We start from the raw sequence: 22,429 nt of genomic DNA, 5'->3' as shown, positions 1-22,429 counted from the left end.
CGATTTGGTTTCGATGCGCTACCGAAACCATCAATAACCGCCCGGCGCCAGGTCGCTGAACTTGGTGAACTGGCGGTCGAAGCGCAGGTCGACCGTGCCGGTCGCGCCGTGACGCTGCTTGGCGATGATCACGCTCGCCTTGTTCGCCACCTGCAGCTGGTGGTCCTGCCAGGCCTGGTATTTCGCGATCTCGTCCGGCGTCGAGTTGCCGTCGGGCACCTTGGGCGCCTTGAAATCGTGGTAGTATTCGTCGCGGTACACGAACAGCACGATATCGGCGTCCTGCTCGATCGAGCCCGATTCACGAAGGTCGGAGAGCTGCGGGCGCTTGTCCTCGCGGCTTTCCACCGCGCGGCTGAGCTGCGACAGCGCCAGCACCGGCACATGAAGTTCCTTCGCCAAGGTCTTGAGACCACGGCTAATTTCCGAAATTTCCTGCACGCGCCCGTCGCCCGATGCCTTGGCCGAGCCGGTCAGCAGCTGGAGATAGTCGACCACGACGAAGCCGATCTTGTACTGGCGCTTGAGACGCCGCGCACGCGTGCGCAGCGCCGCGATCGTCAGGCCCGGCGTATCGTCGATATAGAGCGGCAGCCGCTCGAGATCGCCCGCCGCCCGCGCGAACTTCATGAACTCCGGCCCGGAGATATTGCCGGTACGCAGCTTCTCCGACGACACTTCGGACTGTTCGGAAAGGATACGCAGCGCCAGCTGGTCGGCCGACATTTCGAGGCTGAAGAACGCCACCGGCGCGCCGATCGACTTCTCCTCGGGGATCCCCGCCTCGATATCGTCGAGGTAGCGCTTGGCCGCGTTGAACGCCATGTTGGTGGCAAGCGAGGTCTTGCCCATGCCCGGGCGGCCGGCAAGGATCAGAAGGTCGGAGCGGTTGAGACCGCCGGTCATCGCGTTGAAGTCGGTCAGGCCCGAGGTGATGCCCGATACGCTGCCGCCCGAATTCATCGCCCGCTCGGTATGCCGCACCGCCGTGACCGCGGCGCGGTTGAAACTCTTCGCGCCCGTATCCTCGCCGCCCTTTTCCGCGACTTCGTAAAGCTTTAGCTCGGCCTGTTCGATCTGCTTGGCAGGATTGATCTCCTGGCTGGTATCGAGCGCATTGTCGACCAGGTGGCGCCCCACGCCCACCAGAGCGCGCAGCACCGCCAGGTCATAGACCTGGTCGGCGAAGGCGCGCGCGCCGATCAGGCTGGCCGGGTTGCCGGTCAGCTGCGCGAGATAGGCCGGGCCGCCCAGCTCCTTCATCGCCGGGTCCGCCGCGAACAGCGGCTTGAGCGTCACCGGCGTCGCCAGCCGGTTGTCGCCCACCATCGTCGCGATCGCGTCATAGATCCGCCCGTGCAGCGGCTCGAAGAAATGCTCCGGGCGCAGCTTCTGCAGCACGTCTTCCGCGACTCGGTTGTCGATCATCATCGCGCCGAGCAGCGCCGCTTCCGCCTCCACGTTCGCGGGCAGGCTCAGGCCTTCGGGAGAATCGGGAATCGGAAGGGGGATCGGTTGCGCCATCCCCATCCTATGCGCACCGCCCGGCGTTTCCGGCAACCGCACAGCTTGTGGAAAACGGTAATAGGTCCCAAAGCAAGGCCGATATGTCCGCAGATCCGCGCATCATCGACGTCACGCTCGACGAGCGCACGATTCTGTGGCGCTCGGCCGATATCGAGCAGGAGCGCCGGATCGCGATCTTCGACCTGCTCGAGGACAATCACTTCGCCCCCCAGCGGCACCACGCGGACGGCTATGCCGGCCCCTACAAGCTCCACCTCGCGGTGCAGGAAGGCCGGCTCGCGCTCGAGATCAAGCGCGAGGACGGGTCCCAGCAGGAGACGCTTGTCCTCGGCCTGGCGGCATTCCGCCGCCCGATCCGCGATTACTTCGCGATCTGCGACAGCTATTATGCCGCGATTCGCAACGCCACGCCCGCCCAGATCGAAACCGTCGACATGGCACGGCGCGGCATACACAATGACGCGGCGTCGCTGCTCAAGGAACGGCTGGAAGGCAAGATCGACGTGGATTTCGACACTGCCCGCCGCCTGTTCACGCTGATCTGCGTGCTCCACATAAAAGGTTAGGGACGTTGCACATCCGCGTTCTCGTACGCCGGCTGCGCTTCGTCGTGCCGGCGCTTTTGCTTCTGGCCCTGCTCGGCTGGAGTGCCTGGCTGTTCGCCTCGCGCTGGCGCCCCTCGCCCACCGATTTCCCGGTCCAGGGTGTCGATGTGTCGGAGGAAACCGGCCCGATCGAATGGTGGACCGCCAAGAAGGCCGGCATCGACTTCGCCTATATCCGCGCGACCAGCGGCGCCCAGGCGCGCGACCTGCGCTTCCCGGAGAACTGGCGCTGGACCTTCGAGGCCGGCATCCGCCGCGGCGCGCTCCACGTCTATTCGCTCTGCCAGCTCGCCGCCGACCAGTCGGGCAATTTCATGAGTACGGTGCCGCGCTCGGATGACCAATTGCCGCCCGCCGTCGAGATTGATTTCCAGGCCGAATGCCGCGCCCGGCCCGAGCGCCAGGTGGTGATCGGCGAGCTCGGCCGCTTCCTGCATGACGTCGAGACGCATATCGGCAAGCCGGCGATCCTGCTGGTCTCGAGCCGCTTCGAGGACCAGTACCGCCTCAGCGACGCCTTCCCGCGCCTGCTCTGGGCGCGCCAGGGCTTCTTCCCCCCCTCGTATTTCGCGCGGCCATGGTCGATATGGCAGGCAAACCGCCACCGCCGGATCGAGGGCGTGGGCAAACCGGTCAATTGGGATGTGATGGCGAAATGAGCGAAGTGAACCCCATGGCGCTGATCGAGGCCGCGCGCGAAGCCTCGAAGAACGCCTATGCCCCCTATTCGAACTTCGCCGTCGGCGCCGCCGTGCTGCTGTCGGACGGCAGCGTCGTGACCGGCGCGAATTTCGAGAATGCCAGCTACGGCCTGTCGCTCTGCGCCGAGACGGTGGCGCTGGCCAGGACCAGCAGCGACGGCCGCCTCAAGGACGTGGTCGCGATCGGCGTGATCGGCGGCCGGATGGGCCACGCCGACACCGCACCGGTCAGCCCCTGCGGCCGCTGCCGCCAGATCATCAACGAAGCCGCCCAGCTCGGGGGCCGCGACCTGCCGGTATTCTGCGGCGGCGCGACCGGCGACGAGATCGCCGAATACACGCTCTCCCAGCTCCTCCCCGCGGCCTTCGGGCCGAAGGACCTCGGGCTGGCCTAGACTGGATCGACATCCAGCCCCTTCTTGGTTCCCCGGCGAAGGCCGGGGCCCAGTTTCGGCGCACCAACAAAGGCGCGGGAACCTCACGAACGGCATCGAAACTGGGCCCCGGCCTTCGCCGGGGAACGGGAAGTGGAAGCGCAAGTGTCAACATCGCGCTCCCCTCGCTGCATGCATTCCCCTCCCCGCAAGGGCGGGGAGCAACAGCTCCCCACCTCCGGCATTGCCCGCAATCGGCGCGTAACCGGATCTTAGCTACGATCCCGCTATCCCGGCTCGTCCGGCTGGCGGAGCGCTCGCAATGGATGGTGTATCGATCGCAAAGCAGGGAAATCGACGCCCGGCGGCCCCGTTGGCGGCGATCCTGCTTGCCTGGCCGCTCGTCCATCTCGCCGCACTGCTGCTCGTTCCCGCCCAGGCCAAGCCGCTTTCCTTCGCCTTCCTGATCCTCGCCCCGCTCGCCGCCGCGCTTGCCTGCGGCCTGCGCGCCCGGCGGCGGCGCAATTCCGATGGCTGGATCGCACTCGCGCTGGCGATGCTGCTCTGGGCAAGCGGCATGACGGTGAACATGTGCGCCGATTTGCTGCTCGCCGATGCCGGGCCGATCACCGGGCTCAGCATCCTGTTCTATGTCCTGTACGGCGTGCCGCTCACCTTCCTGGTCGCCAGCCCCGCGCGCGATCCCTGGCCGGCCCGGCTGGTCGATGGGCTGCTCGCCGCGGCGCTGGGCTGGATCTTCTGGGTCCATACCTTCACCTTCGCGACGATCACCGATGCCAGCGCCGAGGGCGTGCTCAACCTGCGGCTGATGTTCGACATCCAGAACCTGTTCGTGCTGCTGTTCGCGCTGGTCCGCCACCGGGCGAGCACCGATCCGCAGCGCCGCGCCCTGTTCGGCACGCTGGCGCTGTTCGCCGGCGCCTATCTGCTGGTCGCCGGCTATATCAATCACTTCCAGATGGAAGCGGATTTCGGCCAGCTCCCCGATGTCCTTATCGGTCTTCCCTTCCTGCTGCTCGCCTGGCTGGCCCTCCGCCCCGCGCCATCCTCTCTCGAGCGCAGGCGCGCATCCTCGCCGCGCTTCTCGCTGCTGGTCCATGCCGGCAGCCCGCTGATGCTGCCGCTGACGCTGCTCGCCGTATCCGGGCCGCTGATCTCGCGCGCGCCGGGCCTGGCGGTGGGCGGCTTCATCGCCGCCTTGCTCGGCTACGGCCTGCGCAACATCCTCGTCCAGATGCGCAGCTTCGACGAGCGCGATCGCCTCACCCGGCTTTCGCGGATCGACGCGCTGACCGGCCTCGCCAATCGTCGCCAGTTCGACGAGACGCTGCTTGCCGAATGGAACCGCGCACGCCGCTCGGGAACCCCGATCGCGCTCGCCCTGATCGACATCGATCATTTCAAGCAGCTCAACGACGGGCTTGGCCATCCGGTCGGCGATGCCCGGCTGCGTTCGGTCGCCGAGGCGCTGGCCGCCACCGCGACGCGCGGCGGCGATCTGGTCGCGCGCTATGGTGGTGAGGAATTCGCCGCGATCCTGCCCGGCATCGATGCGAACATCGCGGCCGATCTCGCGGAGCGGATGCGCCGGGACATTGCCGGGCTGGGCCTTGCGTCCCCGGCCCCGGGCGGGATCGTGACCGTCAGCATCGGCCTCGCCGCGCTTGTCCCGGATGCGGCGAGCGAACCGGCCGAGCTGCTCGCCATGGCCGACTCGGCGCTCTACGGCGCCAAGCGCAGTGGCCGGAACGCGGTGATGCAATGGCAGGTGGAAGCCCCGGCGATACCGGCGCCCGGCCCCAGGCCGCTGCGCGGCGCGGCCTGATCCCCCCGAACGAGGCTCTTGCAGCCTCGCCCCGGATCGGGATGTTGCGCGCATGACGACTCTCGCGACCACCACGATCCGCCCCTTCGTCCCCGGCGGCAAGGATTTCGCTCTCTCCAAGCGCTTCTACCAGGCGCTCGGCTTCGAGCTGACTTTCGAAGCGGGCGGCGTGGCCGGTTTCGCCTGCGATTCCGGCAGCTTCCTGCTCCAGGACTATTATCATCAGGGCTGGGGCGACAATTTCATGATGCAGCTCATCGTCAAGGATCTCGACGCCTGGTGGGCGCATATCCAGTCGCTAGACCTGCCCGGCCAGTTCGGCGTCGCCGAGCCCAAGCCCCCCGCGCTGATGCCCTGGGGCCTCACCCTCGCCTATGTGTTCGGCCCCTGCGGCGAGCTGTGGCACGTGGTGCAGGGGTAAGGCCGCGATCCGGCGATACCGGGGGAAGCAGGCCTTCGCCTGCCGGCGCCCTCCGGCACCCCCCGCTTCAGTTCCCCGGCGAAGGCCGGGGCCCAGTTGCAATGCGCCCGATCAGGACGCCTGTGCCCTCCAACGTCATCTGCTCCCTAACATCGTCTGCGCGCCCTTCGTCATCGCCACCCCACCCCGTCATCCCCGCCCCACTCCGTCATCCCCGCGAAGGCGGGGATCCATTCTGGCTGACCGAAGTGAGTCCCAATTGCCCACAGCGCCAATGGATCCCCGCCTTCGCGGGGATGACGACGGAAAGATAATCCCTCCCTCACCACTCAACTCACCAATCCGGCACCCTTGAAATGTAGGATATCACCTGCTTGGTTCACGCGGCCCGCGTGCGACCGCGGCCGCTCCTTGACTTCGTTGGCGAACCTTACCGCCCGCCCAGATAGCTCCCCGGCAGCTCGCCGGTGCCCACCACGATCCTCTGGAGCACGACATTGTCGTCGATCCGCCAGACCTTGAGCACATGCCTGCCCGCGGCGATGTCCGGGAAGCGCGCGGTGAGCGTGCGGGCATTGTCCTCCACCGCGCGGTTCCAGTCGCGCTTGGGCTGGCTGTCGGCGGCGTTGGGTGCCGGAGTGAGCAGGTCGCTCAGCAGCTGCACCGGGCCATCGTCGATCGACACGCCGATGCGCAGCTTGCCGTCCGCGCCGGTGCCGAGCGTCGGCACCAGGATCAGCTGCACGGCCAGCGGGCCCGGCTTGCGGGCGGTGACCGCGTATTCCAGCCGCACGCCGTCCTCGGGCGTCGTTGCCGGCTGGCCCTGGGGCAGTGCCAGCACCGCGCCCTTGGTGCGTCCCAGGTGCGGGATCGTGCGCCAGGCCAGTCCCTTGCCGCCCACCGCGCGGGCATAGTCGCCCGCCTCGATCGTCGCGGCGTCGGTCCCGACCTTGTGCAGGTCGATCGCGGTGATGCGCGGGCCGCCGGTCACCCGCTTCACTTCGGGCATCACCTGTTTCTCGGGCTGCTGCCAGTTGGTGTAGCCGATATGGGTCTGGAGCATCATCCCGTCCCATTTGCCGCCGGCGATCGCGTGGTAGCGGTCGCTCAGCTGCTGGTCGCGGGCGAAGAATTGCTCGGCCTGGTCGGCATAGTCGTTGGCGCGCGGGTCGTTGGCGGCGGCGAGGCTGCGGTTGCGGGCGACCGCGTAGTAGAGCCGGTACAGGTTCGCCATGGCCGCGATCGGGTGTTCGACCAGCTGGAAGTACGAATCCCTCCCCCGCGGCCCGACGCGCAATTTTTCGGCCAGCATGGCTTTCTCCAGCTGGTCCCATTCGGCAACCATCGCCCCGAACTCCGCCGGCCCAAAGCTCCCGGCATCGATCAGCTCCGGCTTCCGCCGCGCGGCAAGCTGGGAATAGCGCGTCAGCAACGCCCCGATCGCCTTGCCCCGCCCCGCCCCGAACTGTTCCGCGGCCCATTGCGCGGGATAGGCGGCCAGCGCCTCCGTGGTCATCGCCTCGGGGTTCCAGGCCTGCTTCATGAAGAAGCTCAGCGGATATTCCATCGGCTTCAAATCGCCGACATTGACGATCCACAGCGCCCTGGCCCCACGCTGCCAGGCTAGGTCCATCTGCTGCCAGCTCTTCTCGATCTGGTTGGTGTTCAACCACTTGTAGTTGCGGGGACCACCGACATAATCGAAGTGGTAATAGACCCCATACCCACCCTTGCGCGGGGCGCTGCCAGGATCGGGAAGCCGCCGCACCTGCCCCCAATTGTCGTCGGCGAACAGCAGGATGACATCGTCCGGCACCTGCATGCCGTGGTCGTAATAATCCTGCACCTCCTTGTAGAGCGCCCAGACCTGCGGCGTCTTGTCGGCCGGTTTGCCGGTCACTTCGGCGATGATCCCGCGCTGGTCGGCGACGATGCCCTCCAGCAGCCTGGTCGCGGTGCCCTCCGCCATCGGCTCGTCGCCATCGCCGCGCATGCCGACGGTCACCAGGCTCTCATAGCCCTTGCCGTCCCCCTTCGACATCATCCGCTCGATCCCGCCCCGCCAGAAGGCGCGCAGATTGGCGGCGTTGGTCGTATAGTCCCACTTCCCCCCGGTCACCCCGCCGGCGGTGTTCCGGTGCCATTCGTCCTGCGCGCGCGTCATCGGCTCGTGGTGCGAGGTGCCCATGACGATGCCCATCTCGTCGGCGAGGATCTTGTTTTGCGGATCATCGTCGTTGAAGGCGCGCGGCGCCCACATCGCCGGCCACAGATAATTGCCCTTCAGCCTGAGCTCGAGCTCGAAGATATGCGCATAAGCCTTTGCGTTTGCACCGCCAAATTTTCTCTGCGCCCACGTGGAGAAGGCCGGAGCCTCGTCGTTGATGAAGAAGCCGCGATAGCGCACCTTGGGCTGGTCGCGGCGCGATCCGGCAGTGAGGTAGACGTTCGCGCGCTTCGCCACCGGCACGTCTGCGAACCAGTGCCAGGGCGAAACGCCGATCTTCTCGGACAGGTCATAGGCGCCATAGACCGCGCCACGGCGATCCGAGCCGACAATCACCAGCGCGCGCGTCACGCCCGGCGCGGGATTGTCGACCACGATCTGGCGGAACGCCTCCCACTCGCCGGCAAGGTCCTGCGCCTTGATCTTGCCGTCGCGGACCAGCGCATCGATCATCGGGCTCTGTCCGAGCACACCGATCATCACCACCGCGCCGACTGCACCAGGCTGCCCCAGCCGCGGCGCGGCCCTGGTGCCGCTCACACGCGCGAGATCGCCGGCAAACCCCTTAGCGGCATGGCGCACCGCAGGGTCCGCGGCCGGATCGACCAGCACGGTCGCGGGCTCGCCGCCCGAGATCAGCGCAAAGCTCGTCCCGGCGGCCGTCGGGCAAACCGTCACCGCACCTTCACAGGCCAGCGCCGGCATCGAAGCCACCGTCGCAGCCAGTGCAGCCGCCACCAATCCGCGCATACCCTCTCCCGTATCTATTTGTCTGCGTTATGCGCACCCGATCGCAATCGGGCAACAGGGACTTGCCCCGCCGCTCGCTTCCGGCAAAACCGGGCGCATGATCCTTTCAGACCGCTGGATTCGCGAACAGGCCCAAACCACCGGGATGATCGAGCCCTTTGTCGAGGCGCAGCGCCGCGAGGGCTGCATCAGCTACGGCCTCTCTTCCTATGGCTATGACGCGCGCGTCGCCGACGAATTCAAGATCTTCACCAATGTCGATTCGGCGGTGGTGGACCCCAAGGACTTCGCGGCGAACAGCTTCGTCGACCGCAAGACCGATGTCTGCATCATCCCGCCCAACAGCTTCGCGCTGGCCCGGACGGTGGAGTATTTCCGCATCCCGCGCGACACGCTCGTGATTTGCCTGGGCAAATCGACCTATGCGCGCTGCGGGATCATCGTGAACGTCACCCCGCTCGAGCCCGAATGGGAAGGCCATGTGACGCTCGAATTCTCGAACACGACGCCGCTGCCCGCCAAGATCTATGCGAACGAAGGCGCCTGCCAATTCCTGTTCCTCAAGGGCGATCAGCCTTGCGAGACCAGCTATGCCGATCGCGCAGGCAAATATATGGGCCAGCGCGGCGTTACCCTGCCCCGGCTCTAAGCTTCTGACCTGAAATGGAAAAGGCGCCGGGATGGGCCGGCGCCTGTCAGCCCCCCGGGCTGTCGCCGCCGACCGCGCGAGAGGGATGCGCGGTCGCCGACTCTGGTTCGCGCCTTAGCGCGAAGTCAACTGGAGCGCATTGACGCGCTGGAGGCCTTTGTTGGCGACGGCGTAGGAAGTCGACTGCCGGTCACCGGGCAGGTCCATCTCGAAATTCCGCTGCGCGAGCACCTGGCGATAGAGATCGCGGGCTTCGGTGGCGCGGCCGGTCTCGGCATAGATGGCGGCAAGGTTGAGCAGAAGCTCGGGCGCGCCTGGATTCTGGCGCAGCTGGGCGGTGAGCTGGCGCTCTGCCTGGGCATATTGGCCATGCTGGATGGCAGTACTTGCTACAGGGTCCCCGTCCGGGCGCTGGGCCTGCGCGGGCAGCGCGGCGAGCGCGAACGGGGCGGCTGCAAGGACAATGAGCGCGGTGCGCATAACTCCTACTCCTTCTGTTACGTCACGGAGACACTTCCATGACTCTTTGAAGACAATAGTGTTACACTTCCATGACTACCCTGCAAGCGCATTTGCGCCGATCCGTAGATATACGGGGCAAAAGAAAAGGCGGCCCCGAAGGACCGCCTTTCCTGTTTCCGGATCCAGGCCCCGAGGGGCAGCGGATCAGAAGTCGTTGCGATACTGCTCGTTGCCGACGAAGCCGAGCTTGGTCACATTCGCGCGCTTGATGATCGCGAGAATGCGGTCGACAACGTCGTACGGCGTCTGCGGATCGGGCTGGAAGTGCAGCTCCGGCTCCGGCGACATCTGCAGCGACTGGTCGAGATACTGACGCAGCGTCACATCATCGACCGGCATGCTGTTCCAGAACACCTGGCCCTGCGCGTCGATATAGACCTTGTTCTTGGTCGCTTCGACGATCGGCGCCGTGTTGTTGCTGTTCTGCGGAAGGTCGACCTTCACGGCATGCGTCTGAATCGGGATCGTCATGATGATCATGATGAGGAGCACCAACATGACGTCGATCAGCGGCGTCGTGTTGATTTCCATCATCGGGCCGTCGTCACCGCCGCCGCCCACGCTCATACCCATAGTCTAAACTCCTTTGAGCCGGCCGTCAGAGACGAACCGTGGCCGAACCGGCGGGCGGTTCAGAGATGAAGCCGACCTTGGCGAACCCGGCCATCTGCATGGCATAGATCGTGCCACCGATGCAGCGGTACGGCGTGTTCACGTCGCCGCGGATGTGCACTTCGGGGAGCTCGAGGCCGGCAGCGTTGATGCCGCCCTGCTTGTCGATCTCGGCCCGCAGCTTCTTCGCGCCACGCTCGACCAGCTCCTGGCTGGTCACCGGGGTCATGCCCCAGAACACTTCACACTTGCCGCCATTGGCCGTGACCGAGAGCGAGACGTTCTCGGGCTTGGTGGTCGTCGGCTCGAACTGGACCTTCGGCAGCTCCAGCTTCACCGTCTGGATCACGACCGGAACCGTGATCAGGAAGATGATGAGGAGCACCAGCATCACGTCGACGAGCGGCGTGGTATTGATGTCCGACATGGGGGCGTCATCACCGCCACCCCCTCCTACGCTCATCGCCATTGCGCGCTATCCTATTCTTCTAATCCAATCCCCTGCCCCGAGGGGCTGGAGAGGGCCGCGCACCCGGGAGGGAGCGCGGCCCGTATATTCCAGATCGCTTAGGCGCGCGGCGCGGTGCTGGTGGTCGCGGCCGGAGCGGCCTTGGCCGGAGCAGCCTTGGCAGCGGTCGGGCGCACGCGGCCGTCCGAAGCCAGGTAGCCGAGCAGATCGTTCGAGAACGCGTTCAGGCTCTCGTTGATCTTCTTGTTGCGAGCCTGCAGCCAGTTGAAGGCCAGCACGGCCGGAACGGCGACGGCGAGACCGACGGCGGTCATGATCAGCGCTTCACCGACCGGACCGGCGACCGCGTCGATCGACGCCTGGCCAGCCGCACCGATCTTCACGAGTGCGCGGATGATGCCGATAACGGTACCGAACAGGCCGATGAACGGAGCGGTCGAACCCACGGTAGCGAGGAACGACAGGCCGCTCTTCAGCTGCGAGTTGATCAGGTCTTCCGAGCGAGCGAGCGAACCGTGCAGCCAGTCATGGGCTTCGACCGGATCGGTCAGCTTCGAGTGCTGCTCCTGAGCAGCCAGGCCGTCGTCGACCAGCTGGCGATAGGCCGAGTTCTTCTCGAGCTTCGCGGCGCCTTCGCGCAGGCTGTTGGCGTTCCAGAAGCCGGCGCGGACGCGCTTCGCCTGGTTGAGGATCTTCTGCTGCTCGAACAGCTTGGTGAACAGGATGTAGAGCGAGAAGAAGAGCATCAGCACGAGGATGCCGAACACCGTCTGCGAGATCAGGCCGCCCTCACGGAGCGCGGGAATCAGGCCGTACGGATTTTCCTTGGGCGCCGCAGCGGCGAGAATGGTGGTGAGCATTGTCGGTTCTTTCCTCTAACTAAATAGCGCTTTTTGTTTCCAAATCCGGCGCGCACCGGATCGGCGCGCGCCATCCAAATCACACGGCCTAGCTCGGAATCTTCCAGGTGAAGCTGCCGTTATACGGTGCCGGGATCTTGTTGCCACCCTCGTCCTCGGCCGGGTTGAACCGGGCGCGGCGCTTGAGGAGATTGCAGGCCGTGCTGTCGAGGACGGACACGCCGCTCGAGCCGGTGACGGTGCAATTGGTAACCTTGCCCGAAGCGTCCACGTCGAGACGGAAACGCACGGTACCGGCCTGCTCGGCGCGCAGCGCGGAGGCAGGATAGTCATCGTCCGTAACCCAGCTCTGCGGCGAACCGCGCGGAGACAGCTTCTTTGCGATCCGCGGCGGAGCCGGCGGCTGCGGCGGAGCCGGCTGCGCGGGCGGAGCCGGCGGGGTGATCGGCGGAGGCGGCGGAATAACCGACGTCGTCGGAATCGGCGGCGCCTGAGTCGGCACCGGAACCTGAGCCGGCGGCACCACGATCTGGGTGGGCGGCGGCGGAACGGGCGTGTCTGGCGGCGGCGGCGGCGGCGGCACTTCCTCCGGCGGGGGCGGCGGCTCCTGCACGTCGAACGTGTTCAGCTTCTCCGCCTGCTTCTTGATGTACTGATATGCTAGGCCAGTGACGAAGGCATATCCCATGCCAGCCACGATGACCGCGACCATGACGATCGCGATTACACGGCTGCCACTTGTATTACGGTCAGCGTAAGCCATTCGGCAACGTCACTCCTCTAATCCCTGACATGCAGTCCTGTGCGGCGGATTTGCGACCCGTGCACATGCCTGCCCGCCGTGCGCTATATGCGTCCTAGTCGGCAGCGGGCGAGTCTCTATCGCGCGCACCCGGAGGACGCAAACCCTTTGTCGGACAATCGGGGCGTACAATCGCCCAATGACAGAATTATTTCTGTATAGCCGAGCCACAATCCGGTAACCCGAACGGCATGAACCGAACCTTTCCCGCCATATTTTATTGCGCGATTGCGCTGACCGCATCCTTAGGTGCAGCCGCTAAACCCCAGCAAATGCAGGCACAAACCGGCCCTGTTTTACCCAGCTATGCCACCTTGGCGCGGCAGGTTACCAGTGCTCCGCTGATCATCGATGCGCGCATCCGCAAGGCGGATCGCCTCAAGGCCGAGGAATCGCCCGGTCTGGCCCCCGGGATGACCCGATTCCTGGTCGAAGCCGATGTTTCCGCCCTGATTCGCGGCACTCAGGCCATGGCGTCGCGCATTACCTACACCGCGGACGTACCCCTCAACGCCAAGGGCAAGCCGCCCAAGCTCGCCAAGCAGCGCGTGCTGCTCTTCGCCCGCACCGTGCCGGGCCGCCCGGCGATGGTGCAGCTCACCGGATTGCAGAGCCAGATGAACTGGTTGCCCGAGCTTGATGCGCAGGTTCGCGCGATCACCAGGGACGCGCTGGCCGCCGATGCACCGCCTGCCATCACCGGGGTCGGCAATGCCTTCCACGTGCCCGGGAGCCTTCCCGGCGAGGGCGAGACCCAGGTCTTCCTGCAGACCGCCAGCGGTGCGCCGGTGTCGCTCCAGATTCTCCGCCGCCCGGGCGAGACGACGCGCTGGAGTGTTTCATTGGGGGACATTGTCGACGAATCGGCCGGCGCGCCGCGGGCGAATACCTTCCTCTGGTATCGCCTGGCCTGCGGCCTGCCGCGCACCCTGCCGGCGGAAGCGGTCGAGTCGGACGACGCCCAGAACGCCGCCAAGGCGCGCGAGGACTATCAGTTCGTCCTGCGCTCGCTGGGACAATGTGCTTGATGTAACCGAGCCCCGGCGAACGCCGGGGTCTCGTGCGGCCGGCGCACGCTCCTGGCCTTAGATCCCGGCTTTCGCCGGGGATGACGGTTATTTCCGTCCGCGCACCAGCGTGATCCCGATCGATTCGCCCTGCTCGGCGATCGCCAGCTTGATGATTCGCACCTCGACCCGGCGCACGCGCGGATCGCCGACGAACAGCGTGTCGCAGATATGCTCGGCCACCGCTTCCACCAGCGTGAAGTGCACGTCCTTGGGCAGCCCGTCGGTCGCCGCGTGCTTCACGTCCATATAGTTCTTGGACGCCTTTAGCGGCGTATCCGGCTCGAAGCGCTCGGGCATGTCGATGTCCACCGTCACCGAGATGCGCAGCGGCTGCGGCAGATGCGTCTCTTCCGAATAGACGCCGGTGAGGACTTCGACTTCCAGGTCGTGCACCTGGAGCTGCAGGGAATCGGACAAGTGGCCTGGGCCTTTTCAGGGGAAACAGGCCGCGGCCCATAGCAGATGCACGCGCTCGCGAAACCCCGCCCCTCCTGCGGCGGAGCGGCTGCGTTATATTCAGTATTGCGAAAGCGCTGATCGTCGCTATCTCGCGCGGCCCCGAGTCCGTGCTCGGCGTTATGAAAGGAATGTATGAAGTGATCGCATTGCTGCCGCTCGGAACCGTGGATCCTCAGGCCGTCGAGACCTTGCTCGACCGTGCTTTTGGTCCGGGCCGACGTGCGCGCACTGCCTACAGGGTTCGCCTTGGCACTTCCGAGATTCCCGAGCTCAGCTTCGCCGCGGTCGGCGACGACGGCAGCCTGCTCGGCTCGATCCAGGCCTGGCCGGTCGCGCTCGAATGCGATGGCGGCGGCAGCGTGCCGATGGTGATGGTCGGCCCCGTCGCCGTGCAGCCCGATCGCCAGCAGGGCGGCATCGGCCGGATGCTGATGGAGCGCATGCTGGAAGCTGCCGAGGCTTCGTCGCTGCCGGGCGCCGATGCGCTGATGCTGATCGGCGACCCCGAATATTATGGCCGCTTCTTCGATTTCACCGCGGAGAAGACGTCTGGCTGGCGTCTCCCCGGCCCGTTCGAGCCGCGTCGCCTTCTGGCGAGAGGTGCTGGCGTCCCCGTCGGCCCGGGCATGGTCGGGGCTCGTCTTCGACGGGCGGCCTGAACGCTGATCTGATCGAAACCGGTTCTCGGCGGAAGCCGGGGCCCGGGGTTTCTCTGCCATATCGCTCGCGACCCTGGGCCCCGGCTTTCGCCGGGGAAAAGCCATGTCGCCGCTTCCCATGTTGGATTTTGTCTGCTTGGGTCCCCGGCATGGCCGATCGCACGCAGCCTTTCCCTCGCCTCCTTCGTTCGCAGAGCCGTTCGGAGCCGGGAAGCCGGGCCACCCGTAGCGTATGTTTCGTAAACTTCCGCGGCCCCGGCCGCGCTGCCGATTGAGGCGAATCGATGCCCTCTCCGCCCCCGCCCGACTTCGCCAGCCTCTCGCTCGCCGAGATCGCACGCCTGGCAGAGGAGAATCGCCTGCCCCCGGTCGAGAGCTGGAACCCCAGCCATTGCGGGCACAGCGATATGCGGATCGCGCGCGACGGCACCTGGTTCCACCAGGGCTCGCCGATCGGCCGCCTGCCGATGGTCCGGCTGTTCTCGACGATCCTGCGGCATGAGCCCGACGGGCGGTTCGTGCTGGTCACCCCGGTCGAGAAGCTCGACATCGATGTCGAGGACGCGCCCTTTGTTGCCGTGGAGATGAAGCGCGAGGGCGAAGGCGAAGCGATGAAGCTCGCCTTCCGCCTCAACACCGGCGACCTGGTGACCGCCGGCCCCGAGCACGGCCTGCGCTTCGAGGAACGCGAGGACGGCCCCCGGCCCTATCTCCATGTCCGTCGCGGGCTGGAGGCGCTGGTCGCGCGCACCGTCTATTACGAGCTTGCCGAGATCGCGCTCGCCAATGGCACCGCGCCGCCGGGCGTGTGGAGCAATGGCAGCTTCTTCCCGCTGGAGCCAGCTGCGTGAACCTGGCGGATCGTCTCCGGCTGGCGCTCGCGGCCGATCATTCGCCGCTGCTGCTGCCGGGCGACCATTATGATTTCGATCCCGAAGTGCGCGGCAATCCTGCAGCAGTGCTGATCGCGGTGACGGATCGCCCTTCGCCGGGCGTGATCCTCACCCAGCGCACCGAGACGCTGCGCCGCCATGCGGGCCAGGTCGCCTTTCCCGGCGGTCGCATCGACCCCGGCGATGACGGCCCGATCGGCGCGGCGCTGCGCGAGGCGCAGGAAGAGATCGCGCTGCCACCTGCCCTGGTCGAAGTGGTCGGCACTACCGACGACTATCGCACGGTCACCAACTATGTCGTCACCCCGGTGATCGGCGTCGTTCCGCCCGATCTCCTCCTCACCCCTTCCGAGGCCGAGGTCGCCAGCGTGTTCGAGGTGCCGTTCGATTTCCTGCTCGACAGCGCCAATCAACGCCAGCAGGTGACGCAATATCAGGGCCGGGATCGGCATTATTACGAGATACTCTGGCAGGATCGCCGGATCTGGGGAGCAACGGCGGCGATGCTGGTAAATTTGTCGAGGCGGCTGAAATGGGCGGCATGATTCTGCCCGATGCCGAATGGCGCCACCGCGAGGGGCTGGACCGGCTGATCGACGTGCTGGGCGACGCCCGTTTCGTCGGCGGCTCGGTGCGCGACACCCTGCTTGGCCTGCCCGTCTCCGATCTCGACGTCGCGACCCCCTTGTCGCCCCAGCGCGTGATCGAGCTGCTGAAGGCCGCGGGCATTCGCGTCGTGCCTACCGGCATCGACCATGGCACCGTCACCGTGGTGCTGGAGAGCGGTCCGGTCGAAGTCACCACGCTGCGCCGGGACGTCTCCACCGATGGCCGCCGCGCCACGGTCGCCTTCACCGATGACTGGCGCGAGGACGCCGCCCGGCGCGATTTCACGATGAACGCGCTCTATGCCGATCCCGCTACCGGCGCGATCTTCGACTATTTCGGCGGGCTGGCGGACCTCGAGGCACGCCATGTCCGCTTCATCGGCGATCCGCTCCAGCGCATCGCCGAGGATCATCTGCGCATCCTGCGCTTCTTCCGCTTCCTCGCGCGCTTCGGCGACATCGCCGACCCGGCCGGGCTGGAGGCCTGCACCGATCGCGCCAACGACCTGATGGCGCTCAGCCGCGAACGCATCGCCGATGAGCTGCTCAAGCTGCTCGTCGCCAGGGACGCGGTCCGTGTCGTGGCGCTGATGATCGAGCGCGGCATCTTCCTGTCGGTGCTGCCGGAAATCACGTCCGCCAATCGTTTCGCCCACCTCGCCGCGCGCGAGACCGAAGCTGGAGTCGCACCAAGCGCGATCCGACGCCTGGCATCGCTGATCCCGGCCGACCCCATGCTTGCCGAACTGATCGCTGCCCGGCTCAAGCTGTCCAACGTCCAGCGCAAGCGCCTGGCCGCGGCAGTGATTGCGCCAGAAGACGAGCCCCGCCCCCTGGCCTATCGTACCGGCGTCGTGACGGCGCTCGACCAGTTGCTGCTGTCCGATCGTCCCCTCGCCGATGCGCTGGGAATCCGCGACTGGCAGCCGCCCCGTTTCCCGCTGGGCGGCGGTGCGATCGTCTCACGGGGGGTGAAGGCCGGGCCGGAAGTGGCGCGGCTGATGAAGGAAGTTGAGCGGCGCTGGATAGACGAGGGCTTTCCGGACGAGCAGCGCGTATCGGCGCTGGCCGATGAAGCCGTGGCTCAGGCGTTGCGTTCGGTCAGCAACTGATAGGCATCGTCGCGCTCGAGCGCGCGCGAATAGAGGAAGCCCTGGCCATAGGTGCAGCCCAGCGCCGCCAGCGTCTGGGCCAGTTCGTTGGTCTCGATGCCCTCGGCCGTGGTCTGCATGCCCAGGGCCTGGGCAAGGCTGAGGATCGCGCGGACGATGGCGACCTTGTCGCGATCGGCCAGCATCCCGGAGACGAAGCTGCGGTCGATCTTGAGCAGGTCGATCGGCAGCTTCTGGAGATAGGCGAGGTTCGAATAGCCGGTACCGAAATCGTCCATCGCCAGCGTGGCGCCGAGGTCCTTCAGCGCGTTCATCGTCTGGGCGATGCGGTCCGGATCGGTGACGATCGCGCTCTCGGTAAGCTCCAGCGTCAGGCGCCTGCCGTCGACGCCGTGCCGGTCGAGCGCGTTCTTGACCATTGCCGGGATGTGATCGCGCTGGAGCTGGATCGCCGAGAGGTTGACCGCGACCTTGACGCCGCAATCGCCGCCCGCGGTACGGTCCCAGGCCGCGATGGTCTGCGCCGCCTCTTCCATCGCCCAGCGGCCGAGCGGGATGATCAGGCCCGATTCCTCGGCGACGGGGATGAAATCATTGGGCGACAGGCGGACGCCGTCCTCGGTCGTCCAGCGGGCCAGCGCCTCGAACGACGTGATCCGGCCGCTCGCGAGGTCGCAGATCGGCTGGTAGCACAGTGTCATCTGCCCGTTCTCGATCGCCCGGCGCAGCTCGGTCTCGATGCCGAACTGCTCGCGGGCGATGTCGAAGGTGTGGGTCTGGTAGATCTCGGTGCGGCCGCTCTTCTTGGCGCGCTTCACCGCGAACTGGGCGTTGCGCACCAGATCCTCGGGATCGCCGTCATTGTCGGCGCCGAGCGCGATGCCGATCGAGCAATCGACCCGGATCTCGAAGTCGGAGAGGCGGAACGGGTTGGCCAGCGCCGCCTGGATGCGCTTGGCGACATGGAGCGCGTCGCCCGGCCCCTCGTCGAGGGTCAGCAGCACGCCGAACTCGTCGCCGCCCATCCGGGCCAGCGTGTCGCGGCTGCGCAGCGCGCCCTTGACCCGGCGTGCCACGGTGATGAGCAGCTCGTCGCCGGCCAGGCCGCCCATGCAGGCGTTGACGCGGCTGAACCGGTCGAGATTGACCACCAGCACCGCGAAATCCCGGGCATTCTCCGGCGTGATCGCATGCTCGAGCGCATCGGAGAAACCAGCGCGGTTGGGCAGGCCGGTCAGGCTGTCCGTCGCCATCTCGCGGCGCAGGCTGTATTCGGTGCGCAGTTCCGAAGTGTGGTCGATCAGCGTGACCATGCAGCGCGGCGCGGAGCGACGGTCGGCACGCTTGGCCATGATGACCCGGAAGTGGCGGGCATCGACTTCGTCGCCGAACTGCCAGCCGATCTCGCACTGCATCTCGTTCGATTCGACGAACTTCTTGAGCCGCGGACCGAGCAGCCGAATCAGCGGCGACTCGCTGGCGATGGTGCCGAGCCCGGCGAGGCGGAACGGGCGGTTGACCGCGTCGAAGACGAAGCCGTCTTCCTGCAATTCGATGATCGCCGCGGGCACGGGCAGCATGTCCAGCATCATCGCGGAGACGCCCGGGCCGAAGACAAGCGGGTCCGCCGGCTGCGGCGGGGGCAGCGGTGCCTCGACTCGTTTCTTCTTTGCTCTGGCGAACACCATCGTGACCGGCCTAGCCCCGATTGGTTAAAACCACCTGAAACAACAGACTTTTATCCGCGGGTCAGAAACGATTGTCCCGCGGGAAGCCATTGGGCGCCATCCGCCCCGCCGCGCCGCGTGTAGCGCGCCAGGGCGAGAGGTCGCTTTCCGTCCGCGTCCGGCCGCTCTCGCCGCCCATCGCCCAGCTCAGGCCATCGACCATCCTGAACGTCCGCACGTCGCTCAGGCCACCGTCGCGGTAGCGCTGCAACTGAACGCCCTGGCCGCGCCCAAGCTCCGCCACTTCGGAGAGCGGGAAGACCAGCAGCTTGCGATTGTCGCCAACCGCCGCCACCGCATCGTCCTCGGCCCCGATCGGCCGGACCAGCTTGAGATGCGCGCCCGCACGCGGCGTCACGACCTGCTTGCCCTTGCGGGTCTCGGCGATCACATCCTCGACCTTCACGACGAAGCCGCGCCCGTCATCGGCGGCGACCAGCAGCTTCGGTGCGAGGCTGGACGGCAGCAGCGCAACGATGTTCCGCTCGCCTTCCAGGTCGATCATCAGGCGCACCGGTTCGCCGAATCCGCGCCCGCCGGGCAGCTTGTCCGCGCCCAGCGTGTAGAAACGGCCATTATCGGCGGCGAGGAGCAGCTTGTCGGTGGTCTGGGCGTGGAAGGCGAGATAGGCAGCATCGCCTTCCTTGAACTTCAGCGCGTCGCCCGACAGATCCTCGACATGCCCCTTCATCGCGCGGATCCAGCCGCGCGCCGACAGGATCACCGTGATCGGCTCGCGCTCGATCATTGCTTCCAGCGGGATCTCGCGCGCCGGCGCCGCTTCCTCGACCACGGTGCGGCGCTTGCCGAGCACCGTCTCCGGCCCGTAGCGCTCGATCATCTTGGCAAGGTCGCGCTTCATCCGGGTGCGCTGGCGCGCATCGGAGGAGAGCAGCGTCTCCAGATCGGCCTTTTCCTTCTCCAGCGCGTCACGCTCGCGCTTGAGCTCCATCTCCTCGAGCTTGCGCAAGGAGCGCAGACGCATGTTGAGGATCGCTTCGGCCTGGCGGTCGGTCAGCTCGAACTCGGCCATCATCACCGGCTTGGGCTCATCCTCGGTGCGGATGATCTCGATCACCCGGTCGAGGTTGAGGAAGGCGATGATATAGCCGCCGACCAGCTCCAGCCGGTCGGTGATCTTCGCCACGCGGTGCTCGGACTTGCGGCGCAGCACCACGAACTGGTGCTCGATCCAGCCGAGCAACGCTTCCTGCAGGCTCATAACCCGCGGCGTGCGGTGCTTGTCGAGCACGTTGAGGTTGAGCGGCACGCGCGTCTCGAGGTCCGAGAGGCGGTAGAGGCTGTTGATCAGGTCCTCGGCCACCACCGTGCGGCTGCGCGGCTCGAGCACGATGCGGATATCCTCGGCACTCTCGTCGCGGACATCGCCAAGGATCGGCAGCTTCTTCTCGTTGATGAGATCGGCGATCCCCTCGATCAGCTTGCCCTTCTGGACGCCGTAGGGGATCTCCGAGACGACAAGGTGCCAGCCCCCGCCCTTCTCGGTGACCTTCTCGATCTTCGCCCGCACCCGGAAGCCGCCACGGCCGGTACTATAGGCCTCGGCGATCGCCGCCGGGCTGTCGACGATGATGCCGCCGGTCGGGAAATCCGGACCCTGGACATAGTCGAGGACATTGGCCTGGGGATTGTCGATCAGCGCCACCGCGGCGTTCATCAGCTCGGCGGCGTTGTGCGGCGGGATGCTCGTCGCCATGCCCACCGCGATACCGGCCGCGCCATTGGCGAGCAGGTTCGGGAACAGGCCCGGGAAAAGCTCCGGCTCCTCGTCTTCCCCGTTGTACGTGGGGCGGAAATCGACGGCATTCTCGTCGAGCCCGTCCATCAGGTCGATGGCGACCTGGGTGAGCCGTGCCTCGGTGTAGCGATAGGCCGCAGCGTTATCGCCGTCGATATTGCCGAAATTGCCCTGGCCGTCGACCAGCGGGTATCTGAGAGCAAAGGTCTGGGCGAGGCGGACCATCGCGTCATAGACCGACTGATCGCCGTGCGGATGGTATTTACCGATCACGTCGCCGACGACGCGGGCGCACTTCTTGTAGCCGCTCGCGGGATCGAGCCGCAGCAGCCGCATCGCCCAGAGCAGGCGGCGGTGGACCGGCTTCAGCCCGTCGCGGACATCGGGCAGCGAGCGCGCGGTGATCGTAGAGAGCGCATAGACCAGGTAGCGCTCGGAAAGCGCGCTGTCGAAGGGGACATCGGAAGGCGCGCCGGGGTCTTGGAGATCGGTGTCTAGGCTCATTTCCCACCCCGGATAGCAGCAGCAAAGCCAAAGCGCCAAGCCGGGTGGCGGCGACATTCAACCATGTCGTCGGGCATTTCGATGCTCAACCGATTGGTTGAATCCCTAAACCACGAATTTTCCACGCTTTTGCCGAATCCCTCGCCAAAAAATGTTGAATCCCTTGAATCCCCACGCACACGCGGGAGCGGCAACGAAGCCGATGATCGAAGCCAGGGTTCGGAGCAGACAGGCATTCCGGAACCAAAGCAGAACATTTCCAACTTTTCCAGCCCGCGGCACAATCTATTTCGCTCCGCATGCACCAGGCGCGGGCGGCCCCGGTCGCATGCCGGTCGACCCTGGTCGCAGGTTTCTGCGGGCGACCGGAAGCACCTCCGTGTTCGGGCCAGACGCGAGACGTCGTTCCAGAACAAGGATACTCCATGCGCAAGCCCCTCCTGCTCACTGCCCTCGCCCTCACTGCCTTCGGCGCCTCCACCGCCGCCGCCCAGGACAGCGCCGAACCCCGGGACACCGGCCGGAATCCCTTCACCGGCCCCCGCATCGAAGCCACGATCGGCTATGACCAGACCAACGAGGAAGAGCTCGGGATGGATATCCGGGGCGCGCGCGTCGGCGGCGCGATCGGCTATGACTTCGCGATCGGCAAAACCCTGACGCTTGGCGTAGAGGCCGGCATCGGCTGGGGCGTGGCCGCCGGGAAGGAGCGGATGGGGTACGGCTTCCCCAATGGCCAGCTCTTCGAATTCCAGCTGAGCACCGGACGCGATATCGACGCTTCGGTCCGCCTCGGCGCCAGGGTCGGCAAGGGTACACTCGTCTATGGCAAGGCCGGCTGGGCCGACGCGACCTATCGCTACATCGTCTATTCGCCGACCCCTGCGACCGGCCATGGCAGTACCGACAACGGCTTTCGCCTGGGCGCCGGCGTCGAGCAGATGCTGGGCAAGCACATCTACGCCAAGGCCGAATATCGCTACTCTCGCTATGACCCGCTGGGCAACGCATCGGGCACGAGCCGCCACCAGCTGCTCACCGGCCTGGGCGTCCGCTTCTAGCGCAATACCCGGCGGAGGGCGGCTGCATAAATCGCCCTCCGCCGCAGCAATAAAAAAGGCAAATCCGCCATAAAATCCTAAAATCGCCACAATAGAGTCAGTATTAAAACACGAACCCTGCCGCATTTCGCATTTTCTCGCAAAATCTCACCGCAGCATTACAAATTCTCACGGATCATTGCGGGATCATCATCGTCGTTCCGTCCCCGAAA

At 66.2% G+C, this 22,429-nt stretch carries 22 protein-coding genes; 12 read left to right on the top strand and 10 right to left on the bottom strand.

Annotated features, from left to right (window positions below):
• Positions 1-30: 30 nt before the first annotated feature.
• Positions 31-1,524 (bottom strand): replicative DNA helicase, encoded by a 1,494-nt coding sequence (locus AC1RJ5_RS00705; protein ID WP_184165533.1) that lies wholly within the window; start codon positions 1,522-1,524, stop codon positions 31-33.
• 83 nt (positions 1,525-1,607) lie between these two features.
• On the opposite strand from AC1RJ5_RS00705, the gene AC1RJ5_RS00700 reads away from it, so the two are divergent.
• From AC1RJ5_RS00700 to AC1RJ5_RS00680, 5 genes are all read left to right on the top strand, one after another.
• Positions 1,608-2,093: a UPF0262 family protein gene (locus AC1RJ5_RS00700; protein ID WP_493111149.1), complete on the top strand. Its 486-nt coding sequence runs from the start codon at positions 1,608-1,610 to the stop codon at positions 2,091-2,093.
• Positions 2,094-2,098: 5 nt separating this feature from the next.
• On the top strand, positions 2,099-2,791 hold the full coding sequence (locus AC1RJ5_RS00695) for a GH25 family lysozyme (protein WP_269575541.1): 693 nt from the start codon (positions 2,099-2,101) through the stop codon (positions 2,789-2,791).
• Positions 2,788-3,228 carry a cytidine deaminase gene (locus tag AC1RJ5_RS00690; RefSeq protein WP_493111147.1) on the top strand — a complete coding sequence of 147 codons (441 nt, stop codon included), beginning with the start codon at positions 2,788-2,790 and terminating at the stop codon, positions 3,226-3,228. The genes AC1RJ5_RS00695 and AC1RJ5_RS00690 overlap by 4 nt, the downstream gene beginning before the upstream one ends.
• Positions 3,229-3,580: 352 nt before the next feature.
• Entirely contained in the window at positions 3,581-5,053 is a 1,473-nt protein-coding gene (locus tag AC1RJ5_RS00685) for a GGDEF domain-containing protein (RefSeq protein ID WP_493111145.1), read from the top strand.
• A gap of 52 nt (positions 5,054-5,105) precedes the next feature.
• Positions 5,106-5,474, top strand: a complete 369-nt coding sequence (locus AC1RJ5_RS00680) for a VOC family protein (protein ID WP_269575544.1) — start codon at positions 5,106-5,108, stop codon at positions 5,472-5,474.
• 430 nt (positions 5,475-5,904) lie between these two features.
• On the opposite strand, the gene AC1RJ5_RS00675 is transcribed toward AC1RJ5_RS00680, so the two are convergent.
• Entirely contained in the window at positions 5,905-8,451 is a 2,547-nt protein-coding gene (locus AC1RJ5_RS00675; RefSeq protein ID WP_493111142.1) for a glycosyl hydrolase 115 family protein, read from the bottom strand.
• A gap of 97 nt (positions 8,452-8,548) precedes the next feature.
• Here AC1RJ5_RS00675 and dcd point away from each other — a divergent pair, with 97 nt between their 5' ends.
• Positions 8,549-9,100 (top strand): dCTP deaminase, encoded by a 552-nt coding sequence (gene dcd / locus AC1RJ5_RS00670; protein WP_184165512.1) that lies wholly within the window; start codon positions 8,549-8,551, stop codon positions 9,098-9,100.
• Positions 9,101-9,214: 114 nt separating this feature from the next.
• Here the strand turns inward: dcd and AC1RJ5_RS00665 are convergent, their stop codons facing one another.
• The 5 genes from AC1RJ5_RS00665 to AC1RJ5_RS00645 form a co-directional block, all read right to left on the bottom strand.
• Entirely contained in the window at positions 9,215-9,580 is a 366-nt protein-coding gene (locus tag AC1RJ5_RS00665) for a tetratricopeptide repeat protein (protein WP_269575546.1), read from the bottom strand.
• Between the two features lie 186 nt (positions 9,581-9,766).
• A complete protein-coding gene (locus AC1RJ5_RS00660) occupies positions 9,767-10,189 on the bottom strand; it encodes an ExbD/TolR family protein (RefSeq protein ID WP_184168252.1) in 423 nt (140 codons plus the stop codon).
• A gap of 31 nt (positions 10,190-10,220) precedes the next feature.
• Entirely contained in the window at positions 10,221-10,703 is a 483-nt protein-coding gene (locus tag AC1RJ5_RS00655) for an ExbD/TolR family protein (protein WP_269575547.1), read from the bottom strand.
• Positions 10,704-10,801: 98 nt separating this feature from the next.
• Positions 10,802-11,563, bottom strand: a complete 762-nt coding sequence (locus AC1RJ5_RS00650) for a MotA/TolQ/ExbB proton channel family protein (RefSeq protein WP_184165503.1) — start codon at positions 11,561-11,563, stop codon at positions 10,802-10,804.
• An 88-nt stretch (positions 11,564-11,651) separates the two neighbouring features.
• Positions 11,652-12,326, bottom strand: coding sequence for an energy transducer TonB (locus tag AC1RJ5_RS00645; RefSeq protein WP_184165500.1), 675 nt, complete (start codon positions 12,324-12,326; stop codon positions 11,652-11,654).
• Between the two features lie 230 nt (positions 12,327-12,556).
• On the opposite strand from AC1RJ5_RS00645, the gene AC1RJ5_RS00640 reads away from it, so the two are divergent.
• Positions 12,557-13,393, top strand: coding sequence for a hypothetical protein (locus tag AC1RJ5_RS00640; protein WP_260396027.1), 837 nt, complete (start codon positions 12,557-12,559; stop codon positions 13,391-13,393).
• An 87-nt stretch (positions 13,394-13,480) separates the two neighbouring features.
• Here the strand turns inward: AC1RJ5_RS00640 and AC1RJ5_RS00635 are convergent, their stop codons facing one another.
• Positions 13,481-13,852: a dihydroneopterin aldolase gene (locus AC1RJ5_RS00635; RefSeq protein WP_184165498.1), complete on the bottom strand. Its 372-nt coding sequence runs from the start codon at positions 13,850-13,852 to the stop codon at positions 13,481-13,483.
• A 179-nt stretch (positions 13,853-14,031) separates the two neighbouring features.
• Here AC1RJ5_RS00635 and AC1RJ5_RS00630 point away from each other — a divergent pair, with 179 nt between their 5' ends.
• The 4 genes from AC1RJ5_RS00630 to AC1RJ5_RS00615 all read left to right on the top strand — a co-directional run bounded on the left by AC1RJ5_RS00630 (position 14,032) and on the right by AC1RJ5_RS00615 (position 17,166).
• The gene (locus AC1RJ5_RS00630) at positions 14,032-14,553 is read left to right on the top strand and encodes a GNAT family N-acetyltransferase (RefSeq protein WP_493111137.1); all 522 of its coding nucleotides are present in this window, start codon (positions 14,032-14,034) and stop codon (positions 14,551-14,553) included.
• Positions 14,554-14,837: 284 nt separating this feature from the next.
• Positions 14,838-15,404: a DUF1285 domain-containing protein gene (locus AC1RJ5_RS00625; RefSeq protein ID WP_493111135.1), complete on the top strand. Its 567-nt coding sequence runs from the start codon at positions 14,838-14,840 to the stop codon at positions 15,402-15,404.
• Positions 15,401-15,991 (top strand): CoA pyrophosphatase, encoded by a 591-nt coding sequence (locus tag AC1RJ5_RS00620; RefSeq protein ID WP_446746022.1) that lies wholly within the window; start codon positions 15,401-15,403, stop codon positions 15,989-15,991. Before AC1RJ5_RS00625 ends, AC1RJ5_RS00620 begins: the two co-directional genes overlap by 4 nt.
• On the top strand, positions 15,979-17,166 hold the full coding sequence (locus tag AC1RJ5_RS00615) for a CCA tRNA nucleotidyltransferase (protein WP_269575550.1): 1,188 nt from the start codon (positions 15,979-15,981) through the stop codon (positions 17,164-17,166). Before AC1RJ5_RS00620 ends, AC1RJ5_RS00615 begins: the two co-directional genes overlap by 13 nt.
• Here the strand turns inward: AC1RJ5_RS00615 and AC1RJ5_RS00610 are convergent.
• The gene (locus AC1RJ5_RS00610; protein ID WP_269576466.1) at positions 17,139-18,755 is read right to left on the bottom strand and encodes a putative bifunctional diguanylate cyclase/phosphodiesterase; all 1,617 of its coding nucleotides are present in this window, start codon (positions 18,753-18,755) and stop codon (positions 17,139-17,141) included. The genes AC1RJ5_RS00615 and AC1RJ5_RS00610 overlap by 28 nt on opposite strands.
• 160 nt (positions 18,756-18,915) lie before the next feature.
• A complete protein-coding gene (parC, locus tag AC1RJ5_RS00605; protein ID WP_493111132.1) occupies positions 18,916-21,156 on the bottom strand; it encodes a DNA topoisomerase IV subunit A in 2,241 nt (746 codons plus the stop codon).
• 425 nt (positions 21,157-21,581) lie between these two features.
• Here parC and AC1RJ5_RS00600 point away from each other — a divergent pair, with 425 nt between their 5' ends.
• Positions 21,582-22,217 (top strand): outer membrane protein, encoded by a 636-nt coding sequence (locus AC1RJ5_RS00600; protein WP_493111130.1) that lies wholly within the window; start codon positions 21,582-21,584, stop codon positions 22,215-22,217.
• Positions 22,218-22,429 lie beyond the last annotated feature (212 nt).

Source organism: Sphingomonas sp. GW822-FHT03G08, assembly GCF_058801135.1.
The sequence above is the reverse complement of the archived record's forward strand: the minus strand, read 5'-3'. Positions and strand labels throughout refer to the sequence as shown.